Raw genomic sequence first — 22,570 nt, 5'->3', positions numbered from 1 at the left:
CTGGGCGCCGGCCGAGTTTGGCATGCTCTTCCACGGTGACCTTCTGCTTCTTTGCCATCAACCGATCTCTCTCACAGGATTTCGTCGCCTTCCGTACTTGGCTCCGACCATGAACGCCTGCCATCAGGACTGCACCATGTCGACGAACCGCCCGTAGTGCCCTTGGAACGCGGTAGTGATCACGCAGGTCGGGCCCTGCCTGTGCTTGGCGATGTAGAAGTCGGCCTCGCCGGCCCGCGGCGTGTCCTTCTCGTAGGCATCCTCCCGGTGCAGCAGCAGAATGGTGTCTGCCGCGAACGTGATTGCCCCGGACTCGCGGAGGTCATCCAACATCGGCAGCCGGTTGTACCGCTGCTCCGGATTTCGGTTCAGCTGGCTGGTGGCGACGACCGGAACGCTGAGTTCCCGGGCGAGGGTCTTCAGATCGCGGACGACGTCGCCGACTTCGCGTTCGCGGAGGTCGCTGCGCTTGGCCGGCCGGATGTCCTGGATCCCGTCGACGGCGAGGAGCGCGACTCCGTGTTCCTCGACGAGTTCCCGCGCTTCGGCTTCGAGGGTGGCCATGGTCAGCCGGCCGGGAGTCTTCACGTGGAGCGGAGCCGCGGACACATCCGGGACGCGGCGGGCCAGCCGGGTCCAGTCCTCGTCAGTCATGGTGCCGCAGATGATGTGATGCCGGGCCACACGTGCTTCGGCGGCCAGGACCCGCATGAGGAAGAGCTCCCCGCTTTCCTCCAGGGAGTACACCGCAGTGGGCACGTTGTTCTTGATCGCGGTGTTCCGGCAGATGTCGGTGAGGAGTGTCGTACGGCCCACTTGAGGGCGGGACGCGATGACAGTGAGAGAGCCGGGGGTCAGACCTCCGGTCACCCGGTCGAGGTCGCGGAAGCCGGTGGGGAGTCCATGGAGGGATGTGTACGCGGTGGGGTTCTCAACGATGCTCACTGTGTCGTCGAGCAGATTTCCGAGGAGGTCGCTGATCACGCCGGGCTTGTCGGATGCGGCCTCATTCGTGGTGGTGTCGGTCATGATCTCCCCTGGGGTTGTGATGGTGCGCTGAGCATGAACTACATGATCAGGCCTGATGCGGCACGGCCTTCGGGGAGTTCCGGTAGTAGGCGCGGTACGCGGCAGCACCTCTCAGGCGACGGTTGTGGTCTCGGTCGGCCCGCGCTTGCTGCGCCATGTGGAACGGTGTCTCGCCGCCCGGTTCCCAAGGCAGGGCCAGAACCGCGAAGCGCTTGCGGCCAAGCGCCACGTCGAGGACTTCGTCCAGGGCCGGCCAGGGAGTCGGCGGACGCTTCGCACGTTCGCACCGGCCGCGTGCGGGTGGGCCGGAGGCCGCCTTGTCCGCCGTCACCGCAGGGCGGAAAGATCGGCACAGACCACGGACGTCACCAACGACGGGGAAGAAAACACGGTGAGCAACAAGCTGCTGCAACCGGACGGTTGGCTCGTGCTGGGGCTGCCCTGGCCGGAGCAGGCCCAAGACGGCTGGGGAGAGTGCGCGTTGGCCATCGCCCCGCAGACGAGCCCCCGCAGACTCGTCAGCAAGGAGGCCGGCACCGCGCTCGACCTCGCGGGCGACCTGGCCCGCGAACCCGGCGACGGGCCGGGCAAGGCCGTCTTCTTCTCCGACGTCACCCTCTGGCTCGACAAGCAGGGCAAGAGCTGGGGCGCGCTCGGCATCGACCACGAGGCCGTCATCGACGAACTCGTGAAGGCCCAGGTCCCGCAGCTCTACATGACGCTGTCGCGGAAGGCCCACGCCATCCTGTGCGACGCCAGCCGCGAGGGCCTGCGCCTGCACTACGCGGGCGGCGACGTCGAACACGTCACCCCGCAGGTACGCGCCGATGTCCACGCCGCCGTCGCCATGATCCTGGAGCGGGACTGGCCGGTCCATATCCAGGACCTCGTCGACCGAGGCGCCACCCAGATCAAGTAGCCCCGCACCGCGCGGCAGGGGGTACGGCCACAGCCACGGCCAGGGCTGCGACGACCCCAACCCCGGCCCGCTCCCGTACCAGACGTACGCCGCACTTGTCGGCGGACCGCTGGAGCGACTACTGCTCGGCATCATGGGCTGGCGGCCGGAAGAAGTAGACGACGGTGCCGCCCTGACCACGGCATAGCGGCTGCCGGGGGCAGGGCGCTTCCGCATCGTATCCATGGAGCTTCACACCAGCCGTCGCAGGAACGTACGGCACCACGGCTGCGGGGCCGACGGCTGAGCCGCTGCAGCATCGGGTCAGGTCGGCCAGTGTGCCTCCAGCCGCTTCCCGACACCCCGTCTCGCCGGTCCACCGCCTCACCCTGCCGAGCGCCCCGCCACCACGGCTGCTCTGCCACCCCGCATATCGCGGTTGATCCAGAAATCTGGAACGGTGCGCCGCGGCGGAGCCGCCGCCCCGGGGCGCACGTGTCAGACCAACTGCCCCACCTGGCTCTCGCGGAACGCGTTCCGGCCGAAGCGCCTGACCGGTCCGCGACCTTCGTTCCGGCCGAACCGACTTGGCCGGATACGCGAACGCATCCGACGCCCGGCCGGAGATCGGCGTGTCTGAAAGGAAAGGACGCTGGGATTCCCGAGCGCCCCCTCCTGCCGTGGAACGCTCCCATTTCATGCAGGAGGCACACCCATGCACGTCCTGCGCTCCAGCGCCGCTATAAAAGCCGACGCAGCCGACGCCCTCGGCGCACTGCTCGCCACCGGAGCAGCCTCCGGAACCTCCGCCGCCTCAAAGACCGCGGCCCCGCGGACGGCCCGCCGCCTCAAAGACCGCGGGCCGTCCACAAGGCCCTGCTGCGCACCGTCTTCACCGCTGGCGCAGGGTCCACGCTCCCGCACGGGTGGCCTCGGGAGTCTCCTCGGCGCGGCTCTCAGACGGCGCGCGACACCCAGCGCCGGTCCGCCAGCACGGAGCCGAGTGCGCAGACCACCGCGCAGCCCGCGCTCACCACCGGACGCGCCGGAACGTGCAGAGCAGTGACGGAGGACACCGAGGCGCCGAGCCAGCCCGTCGTCGCGCCCATGCACAGGACAGACAGGCGGTCGAACCGGGCGGGCCGGCGGGCCCTTCCGTCCGCCCGCCGCCAGCGCATCAACTGAACGGGCAGCAGCAGCGCGAGCACGGACAGCCAGGTGATCAACGGCGCGTGCAGCGAACCCGGCAACGGCAGTTCGTAGGAGAGGGTCTGCACCGCGGCCAGCGCCGTCAGCAGCGACCCGAGTACCGCCCCCTGAACGACGGTCGTGCGTTGTTGGAGGAGCGCCAGTCGCTGCCGCACGATCGACTCGGTCGTCCGGGAGATCTCGTCTGCCTCGCGCTTGACGGATTCGGCATGAGCGATGTCGTCGTCGATCAGGGCGAGGAGCGAGCGCCCCAGGATCTGGTCCGGGTCGGCGCCCGCTCCCGCGGCGGACGGCAGCAGCTCCGCCAGGGAGTCCAAGGTGATCCGCACCGACTGGCGCATGTCGCGAAGGTCTCTCAGCGATTGGTTGAGCCCTTGGTCGCCGACGTACAGGGCGGCGATGGACGCATCCGCGGCGATCAGTTCGTCCGGCCCGGAACCGGCGGCCAGCACCTGGCCGCACAGCCCGGCCAACCGTTCCGAAGCGGCCGAGAGACGCCGACACAGGGAGTGGAGAGCCGGTTGGTGCGCGCGGTGCACGGACGCGTGGTGCCGCAGCCGCGCCGCCCCCTCCAGACAGCGGAGGAAGGGCGCGACAGCACCCGACGGACCGATGTGCCACAGCCAGGCGTCGAAGTCCGCCTCGCGCGATGCGGGCCCCACGACCACGGCCGTACTGACCGCTCCCGGACCTGCGGAGCGCGCGAGCCGAACCAGGTATCCGTCGGGCGACCGCCGCCAATTCCCCTCCGGCGGTGCCGACACCCCGGCCGCCGGCACCGAGGTGAGCAGACGGTCCAGCCGTCCTGCGCCGGGCGGCGTCCGCCCACTGACGAGCACGCGGTGGACGTACGTGGTCGAGGAACCCAGCCGTTCGGGCAACGGCGCCACCCCTTCCCAGCGGCGGCACAGATCCCCCCAGGAGACGCCAGGGCCCGGGAACAGCACGACCGTGATGCCGATGGCATCGCCACGGCGGTACGCGAAGGCCTGCGCGGGCGACGGCCCCGTGCACTGGCCCGCCGCGAGCAACGCGTGGCCGGCGGCGCTGCCCGCCGCGGTCGGCGGCGCCAGGGCGGGCAGTTCGGCGGGGCCGAAGCCGGAGACCGGATCGGTCACGCCCAACCGGTCACCCAGCCGCTCCCACAACCGGCGCACGGAAAGCTCCCCGCCCACCTCGTCCCGTACCGCCGCGGCCAGCGGAACGAAGGTGTGGACGATCAGGGCGCGGCCCTCGAAGCGGCTACGTGGCACGGTCGTCCGGGCCGCCCGCCGACTCGGTGGAGTCCACCGGAACCGAGGCGTCCTCGTCGTCCGCGACAGCTCCCCGGATACGGTTCACGAGCCGTTCGACCCGGTCGGCGAGCCCGGCCGGTGGCGGGACCGGAGCACCTGCCCCGCCGAGCATCCGCATGCGCCCCGACGGCAGGGAGTCCTCCAACGCGTGCAACGCGCGTCGCAGGGCTGCGGCGTCCCCGCCGTCCAGGGCGGTGTCCACCTCGTCGAGCGCCAGGCCCACCCGAGCCCAGACGCGGGGACTCGCCGACTCGATCGCGCCCACGGCGGCCAGTAGCGGGTCCACTTCTTCACAGGCGTCCGGCCAGCCGGTCACACAACCCCCAACCATTCTTCCGAACCTCAACAGCATGTCATCATAAGGAGGTTACGGCCGATCGCGCACTCATCCACCAGTGGGGGCAAGCGTTCATGACGGGCTCGGCGGACGTTCCCATGACGATACGTCAGATGGTCGAGGCCGGCTCCGAGAGCTACCGCAGTTGGCAGGAGCGCCAGGACCCCGAAGCATTGCGGACCTCGCTGCGGATGTGGTCGACGCTCAGAGAGGTCGTACCGCGCGGATCGGCCCTCCGGCCCCCGGTCCTCACCGAGTTCGGCCGGGCGCTGCGCGGCTGGGCCCGGCTCACCGGCGACCGGAAATGGCTCGACCGCGCCGTGGAGGCCAGCACCGAGGCGGTACGGGAGGGCGAGGAGCAGAACCACCCCTACCTGGACGAGCAGTTGTCCAACCTGGGCCTTGTTCTCTGGGAGCGGTTCGGGGGCGCGGGCCACCTGCCCGATGTGGAGCAGGCGATCGCCGCGGCCCGGCGCAGCGTCGCCCTCACCGCCCTTGATTCGGAGCGGCGCCCCAGCCGCCTCGACAACCTCGCCCAGATGCTCCTGAACCGCTTCGACCACACCGGGTCGGACGCGCACCACGCGGAGGCGTTCGCCGCGACACGCGAAGCCGCCGCGGCCATGCCGCCGGGACACCCACAGGCTCAGGTGACCCACTTCCATCTCAGCGAGCTCGCGAGGGTGGGTTACGGAAGGACACACGACCCCGGCGATCTCGACCTGTCGATCGAGGCTGCCCGCCGTGTGATCGGCCTGACCCGACCGGAGGAACCCCGCCACCCCTTGGCCTGGGCGGGACTGGCCAGGGCGCTGCTGATCAGGCTGCGGTTGCGGCGACGCTCCGGGGACGCCGTCCCCGCGGATGACGTGGACGACACGGTCCGGGCGGCACGCCGGGCCGTCGAACTGGGCACCCCCGGCGACCCGGAGCTCGGAAGCTGCTGGCTGCTACTCGCCCAGAGTCTGCTGTTCCGCGCCGAACCCACCCTGGAACTGGCGGACTTGGACGAGGCGAGGGCCCTGTACGAGCGGCTTCTTACGGGGTCCTCCGGGATCGGCCAGGAGGTATCGGTGCGTGTGGAGCTCGCCCTGTGCCTCGTCCTGCGCCACCACCGGACCGGTGACGTACGCGACGTCCGAGCCGCCCTCGACCTCCTCCGCTCCGCCGTCCGCGAACCGTCCGGCACGGACGAGGAGACGGAGGCCCTACTGCTTCTCGGGCCGAGCCTCCACACGCTCTACGACGACCACACCGCGAGCGTCACGGATCTGGACGAGGCGATCGAGGCCGTGCGGCGGGGCGCGGCGCTGAGCGGCGACGGTGCGGAGGGCAGCCTCGCCCTGGCGACGCTCGGCGAGCTGCTGTGCCGCCGTTTCGAGGACTTCGGGGACCGTGGAGACCTGGACGAGGCGGTGACGGCCGGCCTCCGGGCCGAGCGGCGCGCGCCCGCCGGGAGCTCCCACCGCCCGCTCGTCCTGCATGCGATGAGTACCGTTCTGCGGGTGCGTGCCCTGCACACGGGCGATCGGACGGATTTCGACAGCGCCGTCGACGCCGCCGCGGCGTGCGTGGCGGGCACGCCCGCCGAGGGCCGGGAGAGAGCTGTCGCGCTGAGCGGTCTGGGCAGCACTCTGCAGGCGAGGTACGAGCATCGCGGCGGCTTCGAGGATCTGCGGGCCGCGGTGGACGCCAAGCGCGAGGCCGTGCGGATGAGCGGAGACCACGCGGCACTCCGGGCCGCGTGCCTCAACGGACTCGGATTCGCCCTGCAGGCCCGGTTCGAGCACACCGGGGACGGCACCGACCTGGCGGCCGCTGTGGACGCCTGCGACGAGGCGGTGCGGACCGTCCCGCCCGGCCACCCCCTCCAGGACCGGTATCTGGCCAATCTGGGCCTGGCACTGCTGAGTGCCCACCGGCACCGCGGACGACCCGGTGACCTGGACCGGGCCGTCGAGGCCGCACGGCTCGCGGTCGCCGCGACCCTGCCCGGTTCGCACCGGCGGGCGATGAACGTGTCCAACCTCGGTATCGCCCTGCTGAATCGCTTCGACGAAGTGGGGAACGAGGAGGACCTGAACACCGCGATCCGGGCCATGAGGGAGGCGTCGGAGGCTGCCCCGGACGACCATCCCGACCAGGTGAAGTTCCTGTCGAACCTGACCGGGATGCTCCGCCGCCGGTCCCGGCACCCCGGCCGGGAACACGACCTGCGCGAGGCGCTGGACCTGGGCCGCCACGCGGTCGCGCGCTGCCCCACCGACCACGCGAGCAGAGCCGGGTGCCTGCTCGACCTCGGGTACACGCTTCGCGAGGCGGGACTGTCGGCCGAGGCGATGGACGCCTTCCGCGAGGCCGCACGGCTTCTCACCGGACCGATGTGGGTACGGCTGGGGGCAGCCCTGCGCTGGGGCGAACTCGCCGCGGCGGACCGGCGGTGGACCGAAGCCCGCCAGGGCTACGGATACGCCGTCGAACTGCTGCCCCAGGCAGCCTGGCACGGTCTGGACCGGGACGACAGGGCCCAGTTCCTGGCGGATGCCAATGGCCTCGCCCCGGACGCCGCGGCCGTCGCCATCGAGCAGGGCGACCTCGTCTCCGCGGTGGAACTACTGGAACTGGGGCGTGGCGTCCTGCTGGCACAGGCCCTCGACGCCCGCACCGAACTCGACGAACTCCGGGAACGGGACACCGACCTCGCCGACCGCATGGAGGAGGTCCGGCATCTGCTCGACCGGGCGGGCACGACCACCGACGTACGGGAGGCCCCGGCAGCCGCGCCAGCATCGGAGGCGCAGGGAAGACGCGAAGCCGCCGCCGAATGGGACCGTCTGCTGGTACGGGCCAGGGCGCTGATCCCGGATTTCCTGCTGCCGCCCCCGTACCAACGTCTGCGGGAGGCCGCGTGCGACGGCCCGGTCGTGATCGTCAACGTCGGACGGCACCGCTGCGACGCCCTGATCGTGACCGCCGAGGACGACGCGCCGCCCCGACTCGTCCCGCTGGAGAGGATCACGCGCGAGGTGGTCGACAGCCGGGCCCGGGAACTGATCAAGGTCTTCAGCAGCGACGCGGACACCACCGCGCAGGAGCAGAACGAGGTTCTGGGATCACTTCTCGCGTGGCTCTGGACCGACATCGCCGAGCCGGTCCTTACCGCACTCGACTGGCCGGCGCACCCGGAGCAGGGACGGGAACCTCGCCTGTGGTGGTGTCCGACCGGTGCGCTCACCCTGCTCCCGCTCCACGCCGCAGGCGCATACCCGCCCGCCGGGGGCGGCCCCGCCCCGGACGCCTCCGGCCTTCTCGACCGTGCCGTCTGCTCGTACGCCCCGACCCTGCGCGCCCTCGTGGCCGCGCGGGACCGACCGGCCTCCGGCGTCGGAAGAGTGCTCGGGGTCGCCGTGCCGAGTGCCCCGGGCATGACGGCGCTGCGTCACGCGGTGCCGGAAGTCGGTTCGCTGCGCGAAGAGTTCCCCACCATGACCGCGTTGGTCGGCCCCCTGGCCACCCGTGCGTCGGTCCTCGAACAGCTCCAGTGCCACAGCCGGCTTCATTTCGCCGGCCACGGTTCGCAGTACTCGCTCGCCGGTGGCGCACTGCACTGCACGGACGCATCGATCAGTCTGCGCGATGTGACCGCACTCCGGCTCTCCGGCGCCGAACTCGCCTTCCTCTCCGCATGCGAGACGGCCCGCGGCATCACTGGTCTGGCCGATGAATTCGCCCACCTGGCCGGGGGACTCAACATCGCCGGCTTCAGCCATGTGATCGCGACCCAGTGGCCCATCAGCGACCTGCGCGCCCCGCAGATAGCACGGGACTTCTACCGCGCGCTCCGCCACGAACCGTCCCCCGGCGACTGCCGACTGCCCGCCGCCGCGGCCCTGCGCACCGCAGTCCTCCGGCTCCGCGCCGCCCGCCCGGAGTCCCCGGTGCTCTGGGCGCCGTACATCCACACCGGCCCCTGACCCCCATTCCTGCCCGTTGCATTTCTTCGTAGCCGATGGGGACCGAGTGCTCGTGCGGGACGATTTCGCCGGGCGGTCATCATCCCCGGCTCCGCCCGCGAGGTCGTCGTCGAACCGCACGATCACCTCCGGCTCGGCGACCGTCCCGTCGTCGAGTTCGATCGCCCGCAGGCCACGGGGCATCGCGCGGGCGGCGTCCGCGATGACGAACGCGTCGCGGACGTCGGTCCTGGCCTCGCCCGGGTAGAGGTCGACGATCCGGCGCATCGTGAGACGCCGGGAAACCGCCGGGTGGTGCTCGGGTTCACCGGCCCCGGCTCAGACCGCACCATCTGGTCCTGGCAGTGGGGGACGAGTTGCGGGTCGGCCCGGATGTCCGCCCGCCTGAAGCCTGTCCTCGCGGCCCGCAACGGCTCACGGAGCTCTCCACACGCGCCCAGCGCAGACAACTCGCGCTCGTGGGGGAGATAGCGGAGAGGGAAGCGCAGAGGGCGGTGTGAGGCGCGGCCCCGGGGGCGGGTGAGCCGATCGGGCCCGTCCGTCCCCCCCACCTCCGCTCGGGGCACGCGGTGGCGCGCGTGTGCCGCGTGTGCTCAGGGCTTGTCCAGGGGCTGCTCAGTGGCGTCCACCAGGGGCGGAGGGGGCCTGTGCGATGTTTGACTACATCAGGTGGCAGGCGAGAAGGGCGGATTCCCATGGCTGAACAGCCCGCTGTGAGCGTCGGCGGCGTCACGTACCGGGTGACTCCCGAGTACTTGGCCAACGCCTCCAGTAACACGGCCCGCACCGCGACCGAGATCGCGGGGCAACTCGCGGAACTCAAGGCGTACGTGACGAGCCTGGAGGCGAGCTGGCAGGGCATCGCCCACACCCAGTTCCAGACCCTCATGGCCGAGTACGACGTCTACGCGCGGATGCTCCACGACGCGCTGGAGGGCATCTCCAAGGGCCTCCAGGGCAACTACGTGAACTACAAGGAATCCGAGCAGCAGAACCTCAACAACCTCGCCGCGCTCGGCCAGGACGTGCCGAAGATCCCGTCAGGGACCAACTTCAACTGATTCGCCGCCCCGGCCGGTTCGCGCACACCGCCCCCGGCGGTCCGCGCGCGGCCACCGGGCCGGGCGCATCCGAGGAGGAGCCATGGCCGATATCGACGGCACACCGATCTACGTCGGTGAGGGACTCGCCGCCGCGGGCGGCACGCTCAACGCCAGGGCCGGGGAGATCTCCGGTGAACTCCAGGCGCTCAAGTCGCAGCTCGCGCCGCTCGCCGACGCCTGGCGCGAGAGCCAGGCCGCGACGTACTACCAGGATCTCCAGAACGAGTGGGACCTGGCCGCCGACGGCCTCTTCGGGCCCGACGGCGTGCTCGGCCGCATCGCGCAGGCCATGCATGTCAACTGGAACAACTACAGTGACGCCGAGTGGTCGAACATGTCGACCTGGCGGCACTGAACCCACCGCGGCCCGCGGGCCGGTGGCCTCGTACGCCCACACCGAGGCGGCCTCGTACGCCCCACACCGAAGGAAACGTCCGTGCCCGATGAACGCTGCCGGGTTACCGTGGTCGGCGAGCGCAGGCGCGTCGACCTCGCGCTTCCCGCGCAGGCCCCCATCGCCGAGTACACCCCCCGGCTCGCCACCCTGTGCGGCCAGCCCGAGCCCGAGAACCTGGCTCCGGTCTGGTCGCTCGCCGAGTCGGGCGGTCTGCCCCTCGCCCCTGGCGTCTCACTGGCGGCGGCGGGCATCCTCGACGGCGCCGTGCTCTACCTGCGCGACCAGCGCGCCTCCGAAAGCGAGGAGTTGAGCGTCACCGACCTCGACGAGCAGGTCGCGGAGGCCCGGGGGGACGGCTCGCTGTGGAGCGCCCGCCGCCGTGCCCAGAGCGTCGTGCTCGCCGGGCTGTTCGTCATGTTCGCCTCGGCGGTGTGGCTCGGCGCGTACCGGCTCTCCGGCGCCTCCGCCGCCCTCGTCGCGGTCGCGGCGCTGGGCAGCGCGCTCCTCGCCTGGTACGCCACCCGCAAGAACTGGCCGCTGCCGCTCGCCGTGCGGCGGCTCGTCGCGCTCGCCGCCTGCCCGTTGATGGCCTGCGCGGGGCTCGGCGCCCCGGTGCACGGGCCCGTCGCGACACCCGTGCTCGTCGCGGGTACGGCCGTGATCGGCGCGCTCGCCGGGCTCCTCGCGCTGCCCTCGGCCGCCACCGTGCTGCTCCAGCTGTTCACGCTCGTCGCCGCGGCGTTCGTGGTCCCGCTGACCGTCCTGCACGCCGGCCTCGCCGGTTCCGCCGCCGTGGTCGCGACGGTGCTGTTCCTGCTCGCCGGGCTCCTGCCCCGGGTCACCAGCCAGATCGCGGTGCTCGTCCCCTCGGGGCGGGACACCGGCGCCGCCGTGATCGACTCCACCGACGTCGCGGACATCGTCCGCCGCGGCAACCGGCTGCTGACCACGCTCAGCGCCGTGTCCGCCGCCGGTCTGGCCGCCGCGCTGCTCGTCCTCGCCGCACACGACGACGTCTACGGCCTCACGCTCGCCGCTTGCGTGAGCCTCGGCCTGCTTCTCCACGCTGGGACCGTCCGGGTGCTCAGCGCCGTCGCCCCCCAGCTCGCGGCCGGTGTCGTGGGACTGCTGGCGCTCGCCGTGCGCGTCCCCGAGTACGCCCTCGACTCGCGGACGGCCGGGCCGCTGGCCGCCTTCCTCGCCGGGCTCGTCCTGCTCGCCTGCGGTCTCTTCCTCGCCTTCGGCGCGGCCCTGCGCCCCGTCGAGCAGGAGCGCCCGAGCTGGCCGGGCGGCCTCGCGACCTTCCTCGCGGTCGTCTGCGTGCCGCTCGCCGCCGGGGTCTTCGGCCTCTTCGACAAGCTGGCCAACCTCGGGAGCAGCCTGTGACGGGCCGTCAGGGACACGGCTTTCCCGTACCTTCCCCGTCAGCCGCCCCGTCCGGCGGCCACTGGACGGGGGCCCGGCGGAGGCAGGCGCGGTGAGGCTCGCCGCGGAGCGCGTGGCGCCCGGGAGCTGGGGCGGCCACCGCACGATCGGGGCGGCGGTACGGGCGGCGAAGCCCGGCGCCGTGATCACCGTCCAGGCCGGTACCTACACCGAGAGCCTGGTGCTCGACAAGGACGTCAGCCTCGTCGCCAAGGGCACCGTGCGGCTCGTCGCCGCCCGGGGGCCCGCCCTCACCGTGCACGCGGGCCGCGCCGAGGTGCGGGGCTTCGCCCTCGAATCCGACGTTCCCCGGGACCCCGTCGTCCTGCTGCGCGGCGGCGAGCCGGTGCTGCGCGACTGCGAGATCACCGGCGGGCGCGTCGAGATCGCCGGGACGACGACCGCCCGGCTCGGCGGCTGCACCGTGCGGCGCGCCGGGGCGGCGGCGGTCCGCCTGACCGGCACCGGCCACGCCGTCCTGGAGGACGTGACGCTCGCCGGGTGCACCGGTGAGGGCCTGCGCGTGGAGGACGAGGCACGGGCCGAGGTCTCCGACTCCCTGATCGACGGAGTCACCGGGCACGGTGTCCTGGTGAGCGGCGGGGCGCACGTACGCCTGAGCCGCTGCGAGGTGCGCGCCAGCGGCGAGTCGGCCGTCCTCGTCGGCGGCCACGCCACCGCGAGCCTCGACGAGTGCCGCCTCCACGGGGCAGGCGGCCAGGGCCTGTGGACGCGCGGCACGGCGGGCCGTCGCGCCCCCGCGGCAGAGGGCGCCGCGCACGAGGCCGGGGACCCGGGCCACGGGGTGCGGCTGCGGGACTGCGAGATCTTCCGCACCGCCGGTGCCGGGGTCCTCGCGGAGGACGGCAGCGCGGTCCGCCTCCACGGCTGCCACGTGCACCACACCGAGGGCGCCGCCGTGCTCGTCACGGGCGAGGCCGGTGGCGAACTCGTCTCCGTACGGGCCGTCGACTGCGCCGACAGCGCCCTCGTCGTGAGCGCCGCCGGGCAGGTCACCGCGCGGGACTGCACCTTCGCCCGTACCGGCGCCAACGGCGTCTACGCGGTGGGCGAGCCGGACCTCGCACTGACCGGCTGCACCGTGCGCGACACCGCCTACACGGCCGTCCACCTGGGCGGCTCGGCACGCCTGAGCGCCGGCGACTGCACCGTCACCGGCACCCCCGAGTACGGTCTGCGGGTCACCGCGCGCGCCGAACTCCTCGCGACGGGCTGCGAGGTGAGCGGCGCCGAACTCGCCGGGGTGGTGGTCGAGGACGGCGACGCCGCCCTGCGCGACTGCCGAGTCTCCGGCGGCCGGGACGGCGTCCGGCTGCGCACCAGCCACCGCCCGCTGCTCGCGCGGTGCGCGATCGAGGGCAGCGCCGAGACGGGCGTCAGGGTCGGCCCGGGGACCGGTGCCCGGCTGGAGAACGTGACCGTCACCGGCAGCGGCGGCGCGGGCCTGCTCCTCGAGGAGGACAGCACGGCCGTGATCGAGGACGGCACCGTGGCCGCCCCGGGCGGCAGCGGCGTCGTCGTCCGCGCCGGTGCCAAGGCCGAGGTGCGCGGCCTCACCGTCGAGGGGGCGGCGAAGAACGCGCTCTACGTCGACGTGGGCGGCGCGGGCCGCTACGAGGACTGCCGGCTCACCGGCAGCCGCTTCCCCGCCGTCTACGCCGCCGCCCGCTCCCGCGTCCTGCTGCGCCGCTGCGCCGTCACCGGCACCGAGACCGATCTGCTGCGCGCCGAGGGCGCCGAGGTGCGCGCCGAGGACTGCCACGTCGAGGACGTCGCGGAGCCGCTGCTGCCCTCGCTCGCGTCGCCGGGCGAGGCGCGCGCCGTCCTCACGGCCGTGCCCGCGCACCGCGCCCCCGCGAGGACCGGGCCGGGCGAGGACGAGGAGGGCGCTCGCGACCCCGAGGAGGCCGCGGCCGAACTCGCCGGACTCCACGCCGAACTCGACCGCCTGGTCGGGCTCGACGGCGTCAAGCGCGAGGTGCTGACGCTGACCAGGCTCATGCGGATGGTCAAGGTGCGCCAGGACGCCGGGCTCGCCCCGCCGCCGCTCAGCCGCCACCTCGTCTTCGCGGGGAACGCCGGTACCGGCAAGACCACCGTCGCCCGGCTCTACGGCGGCTTCCTCGCCGCCCTCGGCCTGCTGAGCCGCGGTCACCTCGTGGAGACCGACCGCGGCGACCTCGTCGGCGAGTACGTGGGCCACACGGCGCCCCGTACGACCGCCGTCTTCAAGCGCGCCCTCGGCGGGGTCCTCTTCATCGACGAGGCGTACTCCCTCGTCCCGCAGGGGCAGATGACGGACTTCGGCTCCGAGGCCGTCGCGACGCTCGTCAAGCTCATGGAGGACCACAGGGACGAGGTCGTCGTCATCGTCGCGGGCTACCCGAGCGAGATGGACCGGCTCCTCGGCTCCAACGCGGGCCTCGCCTCGCGCTTCACCCGCACCCTCCACTTCGACGACTACTCCCCGCCCGAACTGGTGCGCATCGTGCAGTACCAGGCCGCGCGGCACGAGTACACCTGCGCGCCCGAGACCGTGGAAGCGTTGCACGACTACTTCGAGACCCTGCCGCGCGGCGAGCGCTTCGGCAACGGGCGCAGCGCTCGGCAGGTCTTCCAGCGGATGACCGAGCGGCACGCCGCGCGCGTCGCGGAACTCGATCTCAGCCCCGCCGGACTGGCCGCCGCCGAGCCCGACCTGCTCACGACGCTGCGGACGGCCGACCTCCCGCCCGAGGGCGCGCTGTGACCGGCGCGCCCCTTCCCCCCGCGCGCGTCCCGTACGCCGCGCCGCGACCGCAGACCCCGGAGGACCGGGGGAGAGGCAGGTGTGCCACGGATGGCTGAGGAGATCACGTTCGAGGAGTTCAAGGCGGACCTCGCCGAACTGAGGGACACGCTCGGCTACGTGCGCATGGCGTCCGGGCTGGTCACCGAACTCATGCAGGAGATCGACCACGTCATGAAGGGCGTCGGCGAGCACTGGAACACCCCGGCCTACGGGACCTTCGACGAGATCGAGTCCTGGTTCCACAAGTGCCAGCACGACCTGAAGCGGGTCCTCGCCGACATCATCGTCAAGATGCAGACCAGCTACGACAACTACCACGCCGCCGAGGAACAGAACGAGAAGAACCTGCACGGCGAGGGCTCCCATGGCTGAGCGCTCGCACCGCGCCGCCGGTACGGCCGTGCCGCGCGGGGCGCTCGCCGCGCCCGGGGCGCCGCTGCCCGTACGGCCGCGAGCGGGCGCCTTGCCGCGCCGCCGCCCCGCGCGGCACGCGGGGCGGGGCGGGGCCGGGCACGCGCCCCGCTCAACCGGCGGGCGGCGGCGGGAAGCGCGACTCGCGGTCGGTGTGCGCGTACACCTGCCCGGAGTGGTTGAGCAGGGCGATGTACTCGCCGAACTTCTCCAGCGCCGAGCCCACCTGAAGCAGCGCGCGCTCCATCGCCGGGTTCATCTCGGCGGCGAACTCCCGGGCGGCCGGGGCGAAGGGGTTGTCCGAGTCCTCTTGCGGCGGCTTGTAGCCGCTGGCCAGGCTCGTGTGCCCCTCACCGGTGTCGGCCTTGTCCTTCGCGGTCTGGCCGAAGACGGTGTCCTTGACCGAGGCGACGTGCGCGCGCACCTCCTCGTACTTCGCGACCGCCTCGCGCGCCTCGACGAGCATGGACTTCTCCGCCGTGCGCAGCGAGGCGAGGTCCACGCGCAGGTTTCCGGAGGGCGGTCCCGGCTTCGGCTCGGGGGGATTGGAGCCGCTGCTGTTGACGTCCTTCGGGTCGAGATTGAAGGAGGGCGGGGTGTCCCAGGCGACCTTGTCCTCCGGGACCAGGCCGCTGAGGTCCTTTCCGTTGTCGGCACTCGGCTCCGGGTCCTTGCCGTCGGCCGGTTCCTCCGGCTCGGGCAGGGGCGTCGTGTCGTACTTGGAATCTATCGGGCCGCTCACGGTCTCTCCCTCGTCTGTCCGGCACCGTCCCGGTGGCACGCCGGCCGGGGACCGGTCCCCGGGAACTCTGCCAGGTTTATCACTTGTGTGCGGAATTGTCAGTGCGGACGCGGTGGCGAGTACGGGAACAAGTCCCGTACCGGGCACCGGGTTTCGCCGGAAAGGTGCGTCATGGCCGACAACGGCAAGACCGACTACGACACCTCCCTCCTGGACGTCTCCCCCCAGGGGATGGCGTCCTCGGCCAAGCGGCTCCTCGACCTGAGCAAGGAGGTCTCGGAGACCACCCAGGCCATCGGCGACCGGATCTTCGGACTGCGCCTGCGCTGGGAAGGCAAGGCAGCCGCCGACGCCCAGGCCGTCGTGGACGAGTGGAACCGCGTGATGCGCGAGCTGTTCGGCTTCAAGGACGACCCGACGCCCGCCGTCCTGCCCACCCTCGCCGACGGCGTCGGGACCGCCGAGCACAACTACAGCCTCGCCGAGGACGGCATCACCGGCGCCTTCGGCAAGTTCCACGACGCGCTGACCGGCGGCGGGGACGGGGAGGACCCCAAGGACACCCCGCCCGGCGCGGAGACCGACACCAACAAGACCGCGATCACCATGACCTTCCCCCACTGAGCCGCGGCGCCCGCGCCCCCACGACCGCGCGGGGGCCCCGCGTCCGCCCCCGCGCGCACCCGTGCCCCCGCCAGGGCCGCACCCGTGCCCGCGCCCCGCTCCGTCCGCCGACAGCCCGCTAGGCAGCCACCGTGAGTCGAATCCCCTTCCACCGCCCCGTCCGTATGACGCCGCCCCCCGTGCCGGAGGGCGGGACGACCCTCGCCGCCCCGCCCCAGCGACCCCAGCCGCAGGGCGCGGCGGGCTGGCTCATGCTCCTGCTGCCGCTGCTCTCCAGCGTCAGCATGGCGGCCTACATGGTCGCCTACGGGCGGGCCTGGATGATCCTGCTCGGCATGGCCTTCGTCGTGGTCTCCATCGGCATCACCATCGGCGTCCGGATGCAGTTGCGCGGCAGCCGCCGCCGCAACCAGTTCCGCCAGCGCGAGCGGTACATGGAGTACCTGTCGGGGATGCGCAAGCAGGCGCTGCACTCGCGCGCCGAGCAGCGCGCCGCCGACGCCTGGCGGCACCCGCACCCCGACCGGCTGTGGGCGCTGGCAACGCGCCGCCGCCGGGTGTGGGAACGCCGCCCCGGCGACGACGACTTCCTCCGCCTGCGCCTCGGCACCGGCACCGTGCCGCCCGCCGCGCCGCTGCGCCTGCCCGAGCAGAGCGACCCGACCGTCGAGCTCGACACCGCCTGCCGCCACGCCGCCGTCGAACTCGTCGGCCAGCACGCCGCCGTCGACGACCAGGCCGCCTGGCTCGACCTCGGCAACTCCGGCGTCGTCAGCCTCCTCGGCCCCCGCGCCCGGGGCCGGGAACTCGCCCAGGCACTCCTGCTCCAACTCTCCGTGCTGCACGCCCCCGACGACGTACGCGTCGCCGTCGTCACCGGCGGGCACTCCGCCTGGGACTGGGCGAAGTGGCTGCCGCACGCGCAACCGGCCGAGCAGGAGGGCGGGGCGCGCGAGCAGGAGGTCGTGCCGATGCTCGCCGACGACCTCACCGGACTCAACGACCACCTCCGCGCCGTCCTCGACCAGGCCGTCACGGCCCGTGCCGAGCGCGGCAACCGGCTGCTCACCCAGCGCGGTGCCGCCGCGCGACGGCACCTCGTCGTCTTCATCGACGACTACGAGCCCGAGGCCGTCTGGGCCCGCTCCGCGCTCCTCAACGAACTCCTCACCGAGGCCGGACCCGAGATCGGCCTGCACCTCGTGTGCCTCGTGGACGAGGAAGGCTCGGAGCCGGGCCGCGTCGACGTCCGCGCCCGTACGAACGCGCGGGGCGGACTCGTCCTGCAGGGCCGGGACCCGGTCCTGCACGCGAGCGTCGAGAAGGCGAGCGCCGACGAGATCGCCCCCGGCGTCCTGGAGGCCGCCGCCCGCGCCCTCGCCCCGCTCCAGCTCTCCGGCGAGCGCGAGCAGGTCCTCTCCGCGCACGTCTCCCTCTCCGGAATGCTCGGCATCCCCGACATCGCCTCCTTCGACCCGGCCGACCGGCGCCGGGCCCCCGACGACCGGGACCTGCTCAGCGTCCCCATCGGCGTCACCGGCACCGGCGAACCCCTCGTCCTGGACGTCAAGGAGTCCGCGCAGGGCGGTGTCGGGCCGCACGGCCTCGTCGTCGGCGCCACCGGCTCCGGCAAGAGCGAACTGCTGCGCACCCTCGTCACGGGGCTCGCGCTGGTGCACTCCCCGGAACACCTCGCCTTCGTCCTGGTCGATTTCAAGGGCGGCGCGACCTTCGCCGGGGTCACCGAACTCCCGCACGTCTCCGGTCTCATCACCAACCTCGCCGACGACCTCGCCCTCGTGGACCGGATGCGCCAGGCGCTCCAGGGCGAACAGCAGCGCCGCCAGCGGATGCTGCGCGAGGCCGGGAACGCCGACTCGGTGCGCGAGTACCAGCTGCGCCAGGCGGCGGGCGGCACCGACTCCGAGGGCAGGCCGCTCGAACCGCTGCCGTACCTGCTGATCGTCGTCGACGAGTTCGGTGAACTCCTCTCCCAGCGACCCGACTTCATCGACCTGTTCGTCCAGATCGGGCGCGTGGGCCGCTCGCTCGGTATGCACCTGCTGCTCGCCACCCAGCGCCTGGAGGAGGGGCGCCTGAGGGGCCTTGAGTCCCACCTCTCGTACCGGATCGGGCTGCGCACCTTCAGCGCCGCCGAGTCCCGGGCCGTCCTCGGCACTCCGGACGCCTACAGCCTGCCCGCCATCCCCGGCTCGGCCTACCTCAAGGTGGACGAGACGGTGTACGAGCGTTTCCGCGTCGCCCACGTCTCCGCGCCCTACCGGGGCTTCGACCCCGACGCGTCCCCCGCGGCCCTCGCCCCGGTGCCCTTCGCCGTGCACGGCGAACTCGCGCCGCTCGCGCCCGAGGAGGAGGAGAAGCCCGCCTGGGAGTGGACCGGGACGGGCGGTACGACCGAACTCGCCCTCGCCGTCGAGCGCGTGCTCACCAAGGACACCCCCGGCCACCAGGTGTGGCTGCCCCCGCTCCCCGCGCACTTCGGTCTGCTGCCGCTGCTCGGTGAGCCCGAGGAGGACCCGGAGCGCGGGCTCGTCGGGCCGCTGTGGCCGCTCCCGGGGAGCCTCAAGTTCCCGGCCGGTGTCATCGACGTACCGGCACGCCAGGAACAGCGCCCCATCGGCATCGACCTCACGGGCCGCCAGGGGCACCTCGCCCTCGTCGGCGCCCCGCAGAGCGGGAAGTCCACCTTCCTGCGCACCGCGATGCTGAGCGCGATGCTCACCCACACCCCCGACGAACTCCAGTTCTACGCGATCGACATGGGCGGCGGCACTCTCCACGGGCTCGCCGACGCCCCGCACGTCGCGGGCATCGCCGGACGCCGCGACGAGGAACGCGTACGCCGGGTGCTCGCCGAGGTCGGCCGGATCGTCACCGCCCGCGAGACGATGTTCCGCGACCTGCGCATCCAGTCCGCCGCCGACCTGCGTGCCCGCCGCGTGAGCGGCGAACTGCCGGAGGGCGTGCGGGCCGCCGACGTCGTCCTCGTGGTCGACAACTGGGCCGCGCTGCACGCCGCGGAGGATGAGGCCGCCGCCACACTCACCGACATCGCCGCGCGCGGTCTCGGCGTCGGCGTCCACCTGTGGCTCACCGCGAACCGCTGGGCCGAGATCCGTGTCGGGCTGCGCGACAGCATCCCCGGCCGCCTCGAACTGCGCCTCAACGACCCCGCCGAGTCCGAGATCAACCGCCAGGCCGCCCGCGCGCTCGGCCAGAGCGTCCCGGGCCGGGGCATCCTGCCGCCCGGCCTCACCCACCACGTCGCGCTGCCCCGTCTCGACGGCGTCGACTCCGTGGACGGACTCGCGGAGGCGGAACGCGAGCTCGTCGCCCGGATCGCCGCGAGCTGGAAGCGGCCCTCGGCCCCGGCGCTGCGCGTCCTGCCGCAGCGGGTCACCGTCCGCGAACTGGCCGCCGCCGCCGTGCCCGCGCCCGCCGAGCACTGGGAGGGCCACGGCCCGGCCCTCACCGGCCGCGAGGTGCCCATCGGGCTGCGCGAGTCCGACCTCACCCCCGTCGGCCTCGATCTCACCTCCGGCGAGCCGCACTTCGTGGTCCTCGGTGACTCCGGCTCCGGCAAGACCGCCTTCCTGCGCGCCTGGATGCGCGGCCTCGCCGCCCGCCACTCCGCGCGCGACGCCCGCTTCATGGTGGTCGACTACCGGCACAGCCTCCTCGACGTCGTCCCGCCCGAGTACATCGGCGCGCGCGGCGGCAACGCCGACCTCGTCGCCGGACAGGCCCAGGCCCTTGTGGAGACCCTGCGCAGCCGGATGCCCCCGCCGGACGTCACGGCCACCGAACTGGCCGGGCGCACCTGGTGGCAGGGGCCCGAACTGTACGTCGTCGCCGACGACTACGACCTCGCCACCGGCGGCATGGGGCAGGGCCCGCTGGCCCCGCTCGCCCCGTTCATCCCGCAGGCCGAGGAGCTTGGCTTCCACCTCGTCCTGGCCCGCAGGGTCGGCGGCGCGGGGCGTGCCCTCCTCTCCGACCCGCTGCTGAGCAAGCTGAAGGAGAACGGCACGAGCGGGCTGCTGCTTTCCGGCGACCACCGCGAGGGCGTCCTCATCGGTGAGCAGCGCGCCCGGCGCGGCGAGCCGGGACGCGGTCTCCTCGTCCGCCGGGGCCAGGGCCCCACCGTCGTCCAGATCGCCCTCGACGAGCGCGACCTGCCGGAGGAGGCCGCCGGGGACCCGGCCGCCGCCCCCCGGGAGGACGGCCCGCCGCACCACGAACCCGTCGCCGCCCGCAGCTGACCGCGCCGGTCGCGGGGCCGCCGGCCCCGCGACCGTCCTCGCCCCGACGTCCGATCCCCAGCAGTACGCCCGAGGAGGGCGCTCCCATGGCTTCCGCGGAATCCGTACTCAACACCATCAAGCTTGAGGACATCTACGCCCTGGGCAACGCCTGGATCCAGCTCGGAGACGAGCTCCACGAGCGCCGGGTCGCCGTCAACGGGCACGTGGAGGGCATCGAGTGGAAGGGCGCGGCGGGCAACGCGGCCCGTCTCGCCTGGTCCGACGCGGCCGCCAAGAACCTCGACGACGCGATCGAGACCGCCTGGACCATCGGCCAGTCGATCAACCGGTACGCGGACAAGCTCCACGAGGCGGCGGAGGAGTACGCGAAGAAGCTCAACGCCATGATGTGGGCGGACATCCTCGGCGCGATCCTCAGCGCCGTCTTCTTCTACCTCGGGCCGCTCCTCGAAGGTCTGCTCGCCATGATCGGGCAGCTCATCGCCCGGCTCATCCCGGTGATCGCCTCGATGGTGGGGCGGCTCGGCCCCATCGGCAGCGCGGTGGTCGGCTCGATCGGCGGGGCCGTCATCGGCTCCGCCTCGGGCCTCGCCTTCGACCTCGGCATCGGCGCGGCGGGCGCGGCCATCGCGCACACGGACTACGACATCGACTGGGGCGCCGAGGCGCTGACCCTCGGCATCGGCGGCGGTTTCGGCGGCATCGCCGGAGGGCTCGGCGGTTACCACGGCGTCCCGAAGGGCATCACGCCCGACGGGGTACCGAAGGCGGGCAGCCCGCCGCCGCACTCGCCGCCGGTGACGAAGCCGGGCGGCTCGGATGGGTTCGCGCCCATCGGCGGCAGCGGCGGCAAGAACACCTTCACGCCGCCGCCCGCCCAGACCCGCCACGGCGGCGACCACACCGTGCCTGTCCCCGGCGGCCCGGGGAAGGGCGAGGGCGCGCCCCCCGTCACGGGCGGCGTCTCCGCCAAGGAGAACCACCCCACGAGCAGTGGCCCGGCCGGCGGCCGTCCGGGCGACGTCGGTATGCCGCCGGAGCCGGCGCGCGGCGAGGGCTCCGGCACCCACACCCCCACCGGGGCCCCGGTCCCGCTCAGCGGCAGGCCGAACCCGCAGGGCGGCTCGCACCCCACACCGTCCGACCGACCCGCCAGTGGCGACGATTCTCGTACGGCCCCGCCGCCCACCCCGGCCCCGCAGCCGGGAAAGCCCCACACCGTCACGGCGGGTGAGATCCCCGGCAAGCCCGTCCCGGGCACGCAGGGCGGCGGCGATCGCGCCGGTTCGGACGCACCCCCGCGCGGGGAGAGTTCCCGCACCGGCTCAGCGACACCCAACCCGCCGGTACGGGGCGAGGGCCCGCGTACGGAGGCCGCGCCGAACCCGCCTGTACGGGACCAGGGTTCGCGGTCGGTGCCGCCGCCCGCCCCGGAGTCGGGGAAGCCGCATGTGGTGGGTGGTTCGGAGACGCCGGGTCGGCCGGTTCCGGGGGGTCCTGGCGGGGATCGTGCGGAGTCGCAGGGGCCGCGTGGCGAATCGGCGGCGCCGAATCCGCCTGTGCGGGACCAGGGTTCGCGGTCCACGCCGGTTCCCCGTGGCGAGGCTCCCGACCAGACACCGCAGGCCGGCACGCCCGCGCGGCCGGGGCCCGGGCGGTCCGAGGGGACGGACGCGGGCGGTCCCGTTCCGCACGGCGACGGCGGAAGGCGTACGGAGACGGGCGGTTCCGTGCCGCCCCCCGTGGGGGAACGGTCCGAGGGGCCCGGTTCGCGTGTCACCGACACGGGGAGCCATGGCGGCGACGGGAACCGGGGGACGGGACGGCCGCCCGCGGGCGGGCGCTCCGAGGCGGTCGGCGGCGAGGGCGTGCAGAAGCCGCCCGCGAGCGGGAGTCCGGCCGAGGGCGTGACCGGTGGCGTACGGCCCGGGTCCGGCACGGATCACGTCGCCGCCGCCCCCCGCCGGGCGTCCCGGTGGCGACCACGCCACCACGGGCGACCCGGCGCGGCAGCCCGCCGCGCCCGGC

The 22,570-nt window shown here is 73.3% G+C and carries 13 protein-coding genes and 2 pseudogenes; 10 read left to right on the top strand and 5 right to left on the bottom strand.

From position 1 onward, the window contains the following. Positions 1 to 123 precede the first annotated feature (123 nt). Entirely contained in the window at positions 124 to 1,029 is a 906-nt protein-coding gene (locus GA0115234_RS25060; protein ID WP_093545751.1) for a replicative DNA helicase, read from the bottom strand. A 391-nt stretch (positions 1,030 to 1,420) separates the two neighbouring features. Between GA0115234_RS25060 and GA0115234_RS25055 the strand changes: the two genes are divergently transcribed. Beyond that, positions 1,421 to 1,948, top strand: a complete 528-nt coding sequence (locus GA0115234_RS25055; protein WP_093545748.1) for a hypothetical protein — start codon at positions 1,421 to 1,423, stop codon at positions 1,946 to 1,948. Between the two features lie 935 nt (positions 1,949 to 2,883). Here the strand turns inward: GA0115234_RS25055 and GA0115234_RS41505 are convergent. Then, complete coding sequence (locus GA0115234_RS41505) at positions 2,884 to 4,389, bottom strand: CATRA conflict system CASPASE/TPR repeat-associated protein (RefSeq protein WP_107405809.1); 1,506 nt, start codon at positions 4,387 to 4,389, stop codon at positions 2,884 to 2,886. Next, positions 4,379 to 4,747 (bottom strand): CATRA system-associated protein, encoded by a 369-nt coding sequence (locus GA0115234_RS41500; RefSeq protein WP_141718471.1) that lies wholly within the window; start codon positions 4,745 to 4,747, stop codon positions 4,379 to 4,381. The genes GA0115234_RS41505 and GA0115234_RS41500 overlap by 11 nt, the downstream gene beginning before the upstream one ends. A gap of 119 nt (positions 4,748 to 4,866) precedes the next feature. Here GA0115234_RS41500 and GA0115234_RS25040 point away from each other — a divergent pair, with 119 nt between their 5' ends. Then, complete coding sequence (locus GA0115234_RS25040; protein WP_141718470.1) at positions 4,867 to 8,742, top strand: CHAT domain-containing protein; 3,876 nt, start codon at positions 4,867 to 4,869, stop codon at positions 8,740 to 8,742. A gap of 87 nt (positions 8,743 to 8,829) precedes the next feature. On the opposite strand, the pseudogene GA0115234_RS25035 reads toward GA0115234_RS25040, so the two are convergent. Then, positions 8,830 to 9,015, bottom strand: a pseudogene (locus tag GA0115234_RS25035) (transposase); the annotation flags it as partial. 422 nt (positions 9,016 to 9,437) lie between these two features. Here GA0115234_RS25035 and GA0115234_RS25030 point away from each other — a divergent pair. From GA0115234_RS25030 to GA0115234_RS25010, 5 genes are all read left to right on the top strand, one after another. Beyond that, on the top strand, positions 9,438 to 9,803 hold the full coding sequence (locus GA0115234_RS25030; protein ID WP_164494471.1) for a WXG100 family type VII secretion target: 366 nt from the start codon (positions 9,438 to 9,440) through the stop codon (positions 9,801 to 9,803). Positions 9,804 to 9,885: 82 nt separating this feature from the next. Beyond that, a complete protein-coding gene (locus GA0115234_RS25025; protein ID WP_093545736.1) occupies positions 9,886 to 10,200 on the top strand; it encodes a WXG100 family type VII secretion target in 315 nt (104 codons plus the stop codon). Positions 10,201 to 10,281: 81 nt separating this feature from the next. After that, positions 10,282 to 11,628, top strand: a complete 1,347-nt coding sequence (locus GA0115234_RS25020) for an EsaB/YukD family protein (protein ID WP_093545733.1) — start codon at positions 10,282 to 10,284, stop codon at positions 11,626 to 11,628. Between the two features lie 91 nt (positions 11,629 to 11,719). Then, positions 11,720 to 14,437 carry a right-handed parallel beta-helix repeat-containing protein gene (locus GA0115234_RS25015; RefSeq protein WP_093545730.1) on the top strand — a complete coding sequence of 906 codons (2,718 nt, stop codon included), beginning with the start codon at positions 11,720 to 11,722 and terminating at the stop codon, positions 14,435 to 14,437. A 90-nt stretch (positions 14,438 to 14,527) separates the two neighbouring features. Beyond that, entirely contained in the window at positions 14,528 to 14,851 is a 324-nt protein-coding gene (locus GA0115234_RS25010) for a WXG100 family type VII secretion target (RefSeq protein ID WP_093545727.1), read from the top strand. Positions 14,852 to 15,002: 151 nt separating this feature from the next. Here the strand turns inward: GA0115234_RS25010 and GA0115234_RS25005 are convergent, their stop codons facing one another. Then, positions 15,003 to 15,632, bottom strand: a complete 630-nt coding sequence (locus GA0115234_RS25005; protein WP_093545724.1) for a hypothetical protein — start codon at positions 15,630 to 15,632, stop codon at positions 15,003 to 15,005. A 171-nt stretch (positions 15,633 to 15,803) separates the two neighbouring features. On the opposite strand from GA0115234_RS25005, the gene GA0115234_RS25000 reads away from it, so the two are divergent. From GA0115234_RS25000 to GA0115234_RS24990, 3 genes and pseudogenes are all read left to right on the top strand, one after another. After that, a complete protein-coding gene (locus GA0115234_RS25000) occupies positions 15,804 to 16,256 on the top strand; it encodes a WXG100 family type VII secretion target (RefSeq protein ID WP_093545721.1) in 453 nt (150 codons plus the stop codon). A 131-nt stretch (positions 16,257 to 16,387) separates the two neighbouring features. Continuing rightward, positions 16,388 to 20,539, top strand: a complete 4,152-nt coding sequence (gene eccCa, locus GA0115234_RS24995; RefSeq protein ID WP_093545718.1) for a type VII secretion protein EccCa — start codon at positions 16,388 to 16,390, stop codon at positions 20,537 to 20,539. Positions 20,540 to 20,625: 86 nt separating this feature from the next. Then, a pseudogene (locus GA0115234_RS24990) lies at positions 20,626 to 22,570 on the top strand (hypothetical protein); the annotation flags it as partial.

Source organism: Streptomyces sp. DvalAA-43, assembly GCF_900091725.1.
Taxonomy (GTDB): Bacteria; Actinomycetota; Actinomycetes; order Streptomycetales; family Streptomycetaceae; genus Streptomyces; species Streptomyces pulveraceus.
The sequence above is the reverse complement of the archived record's forward strand: the minus strand, read 5'-3'. Positions and strand labels throughout refer to the sequence as shown.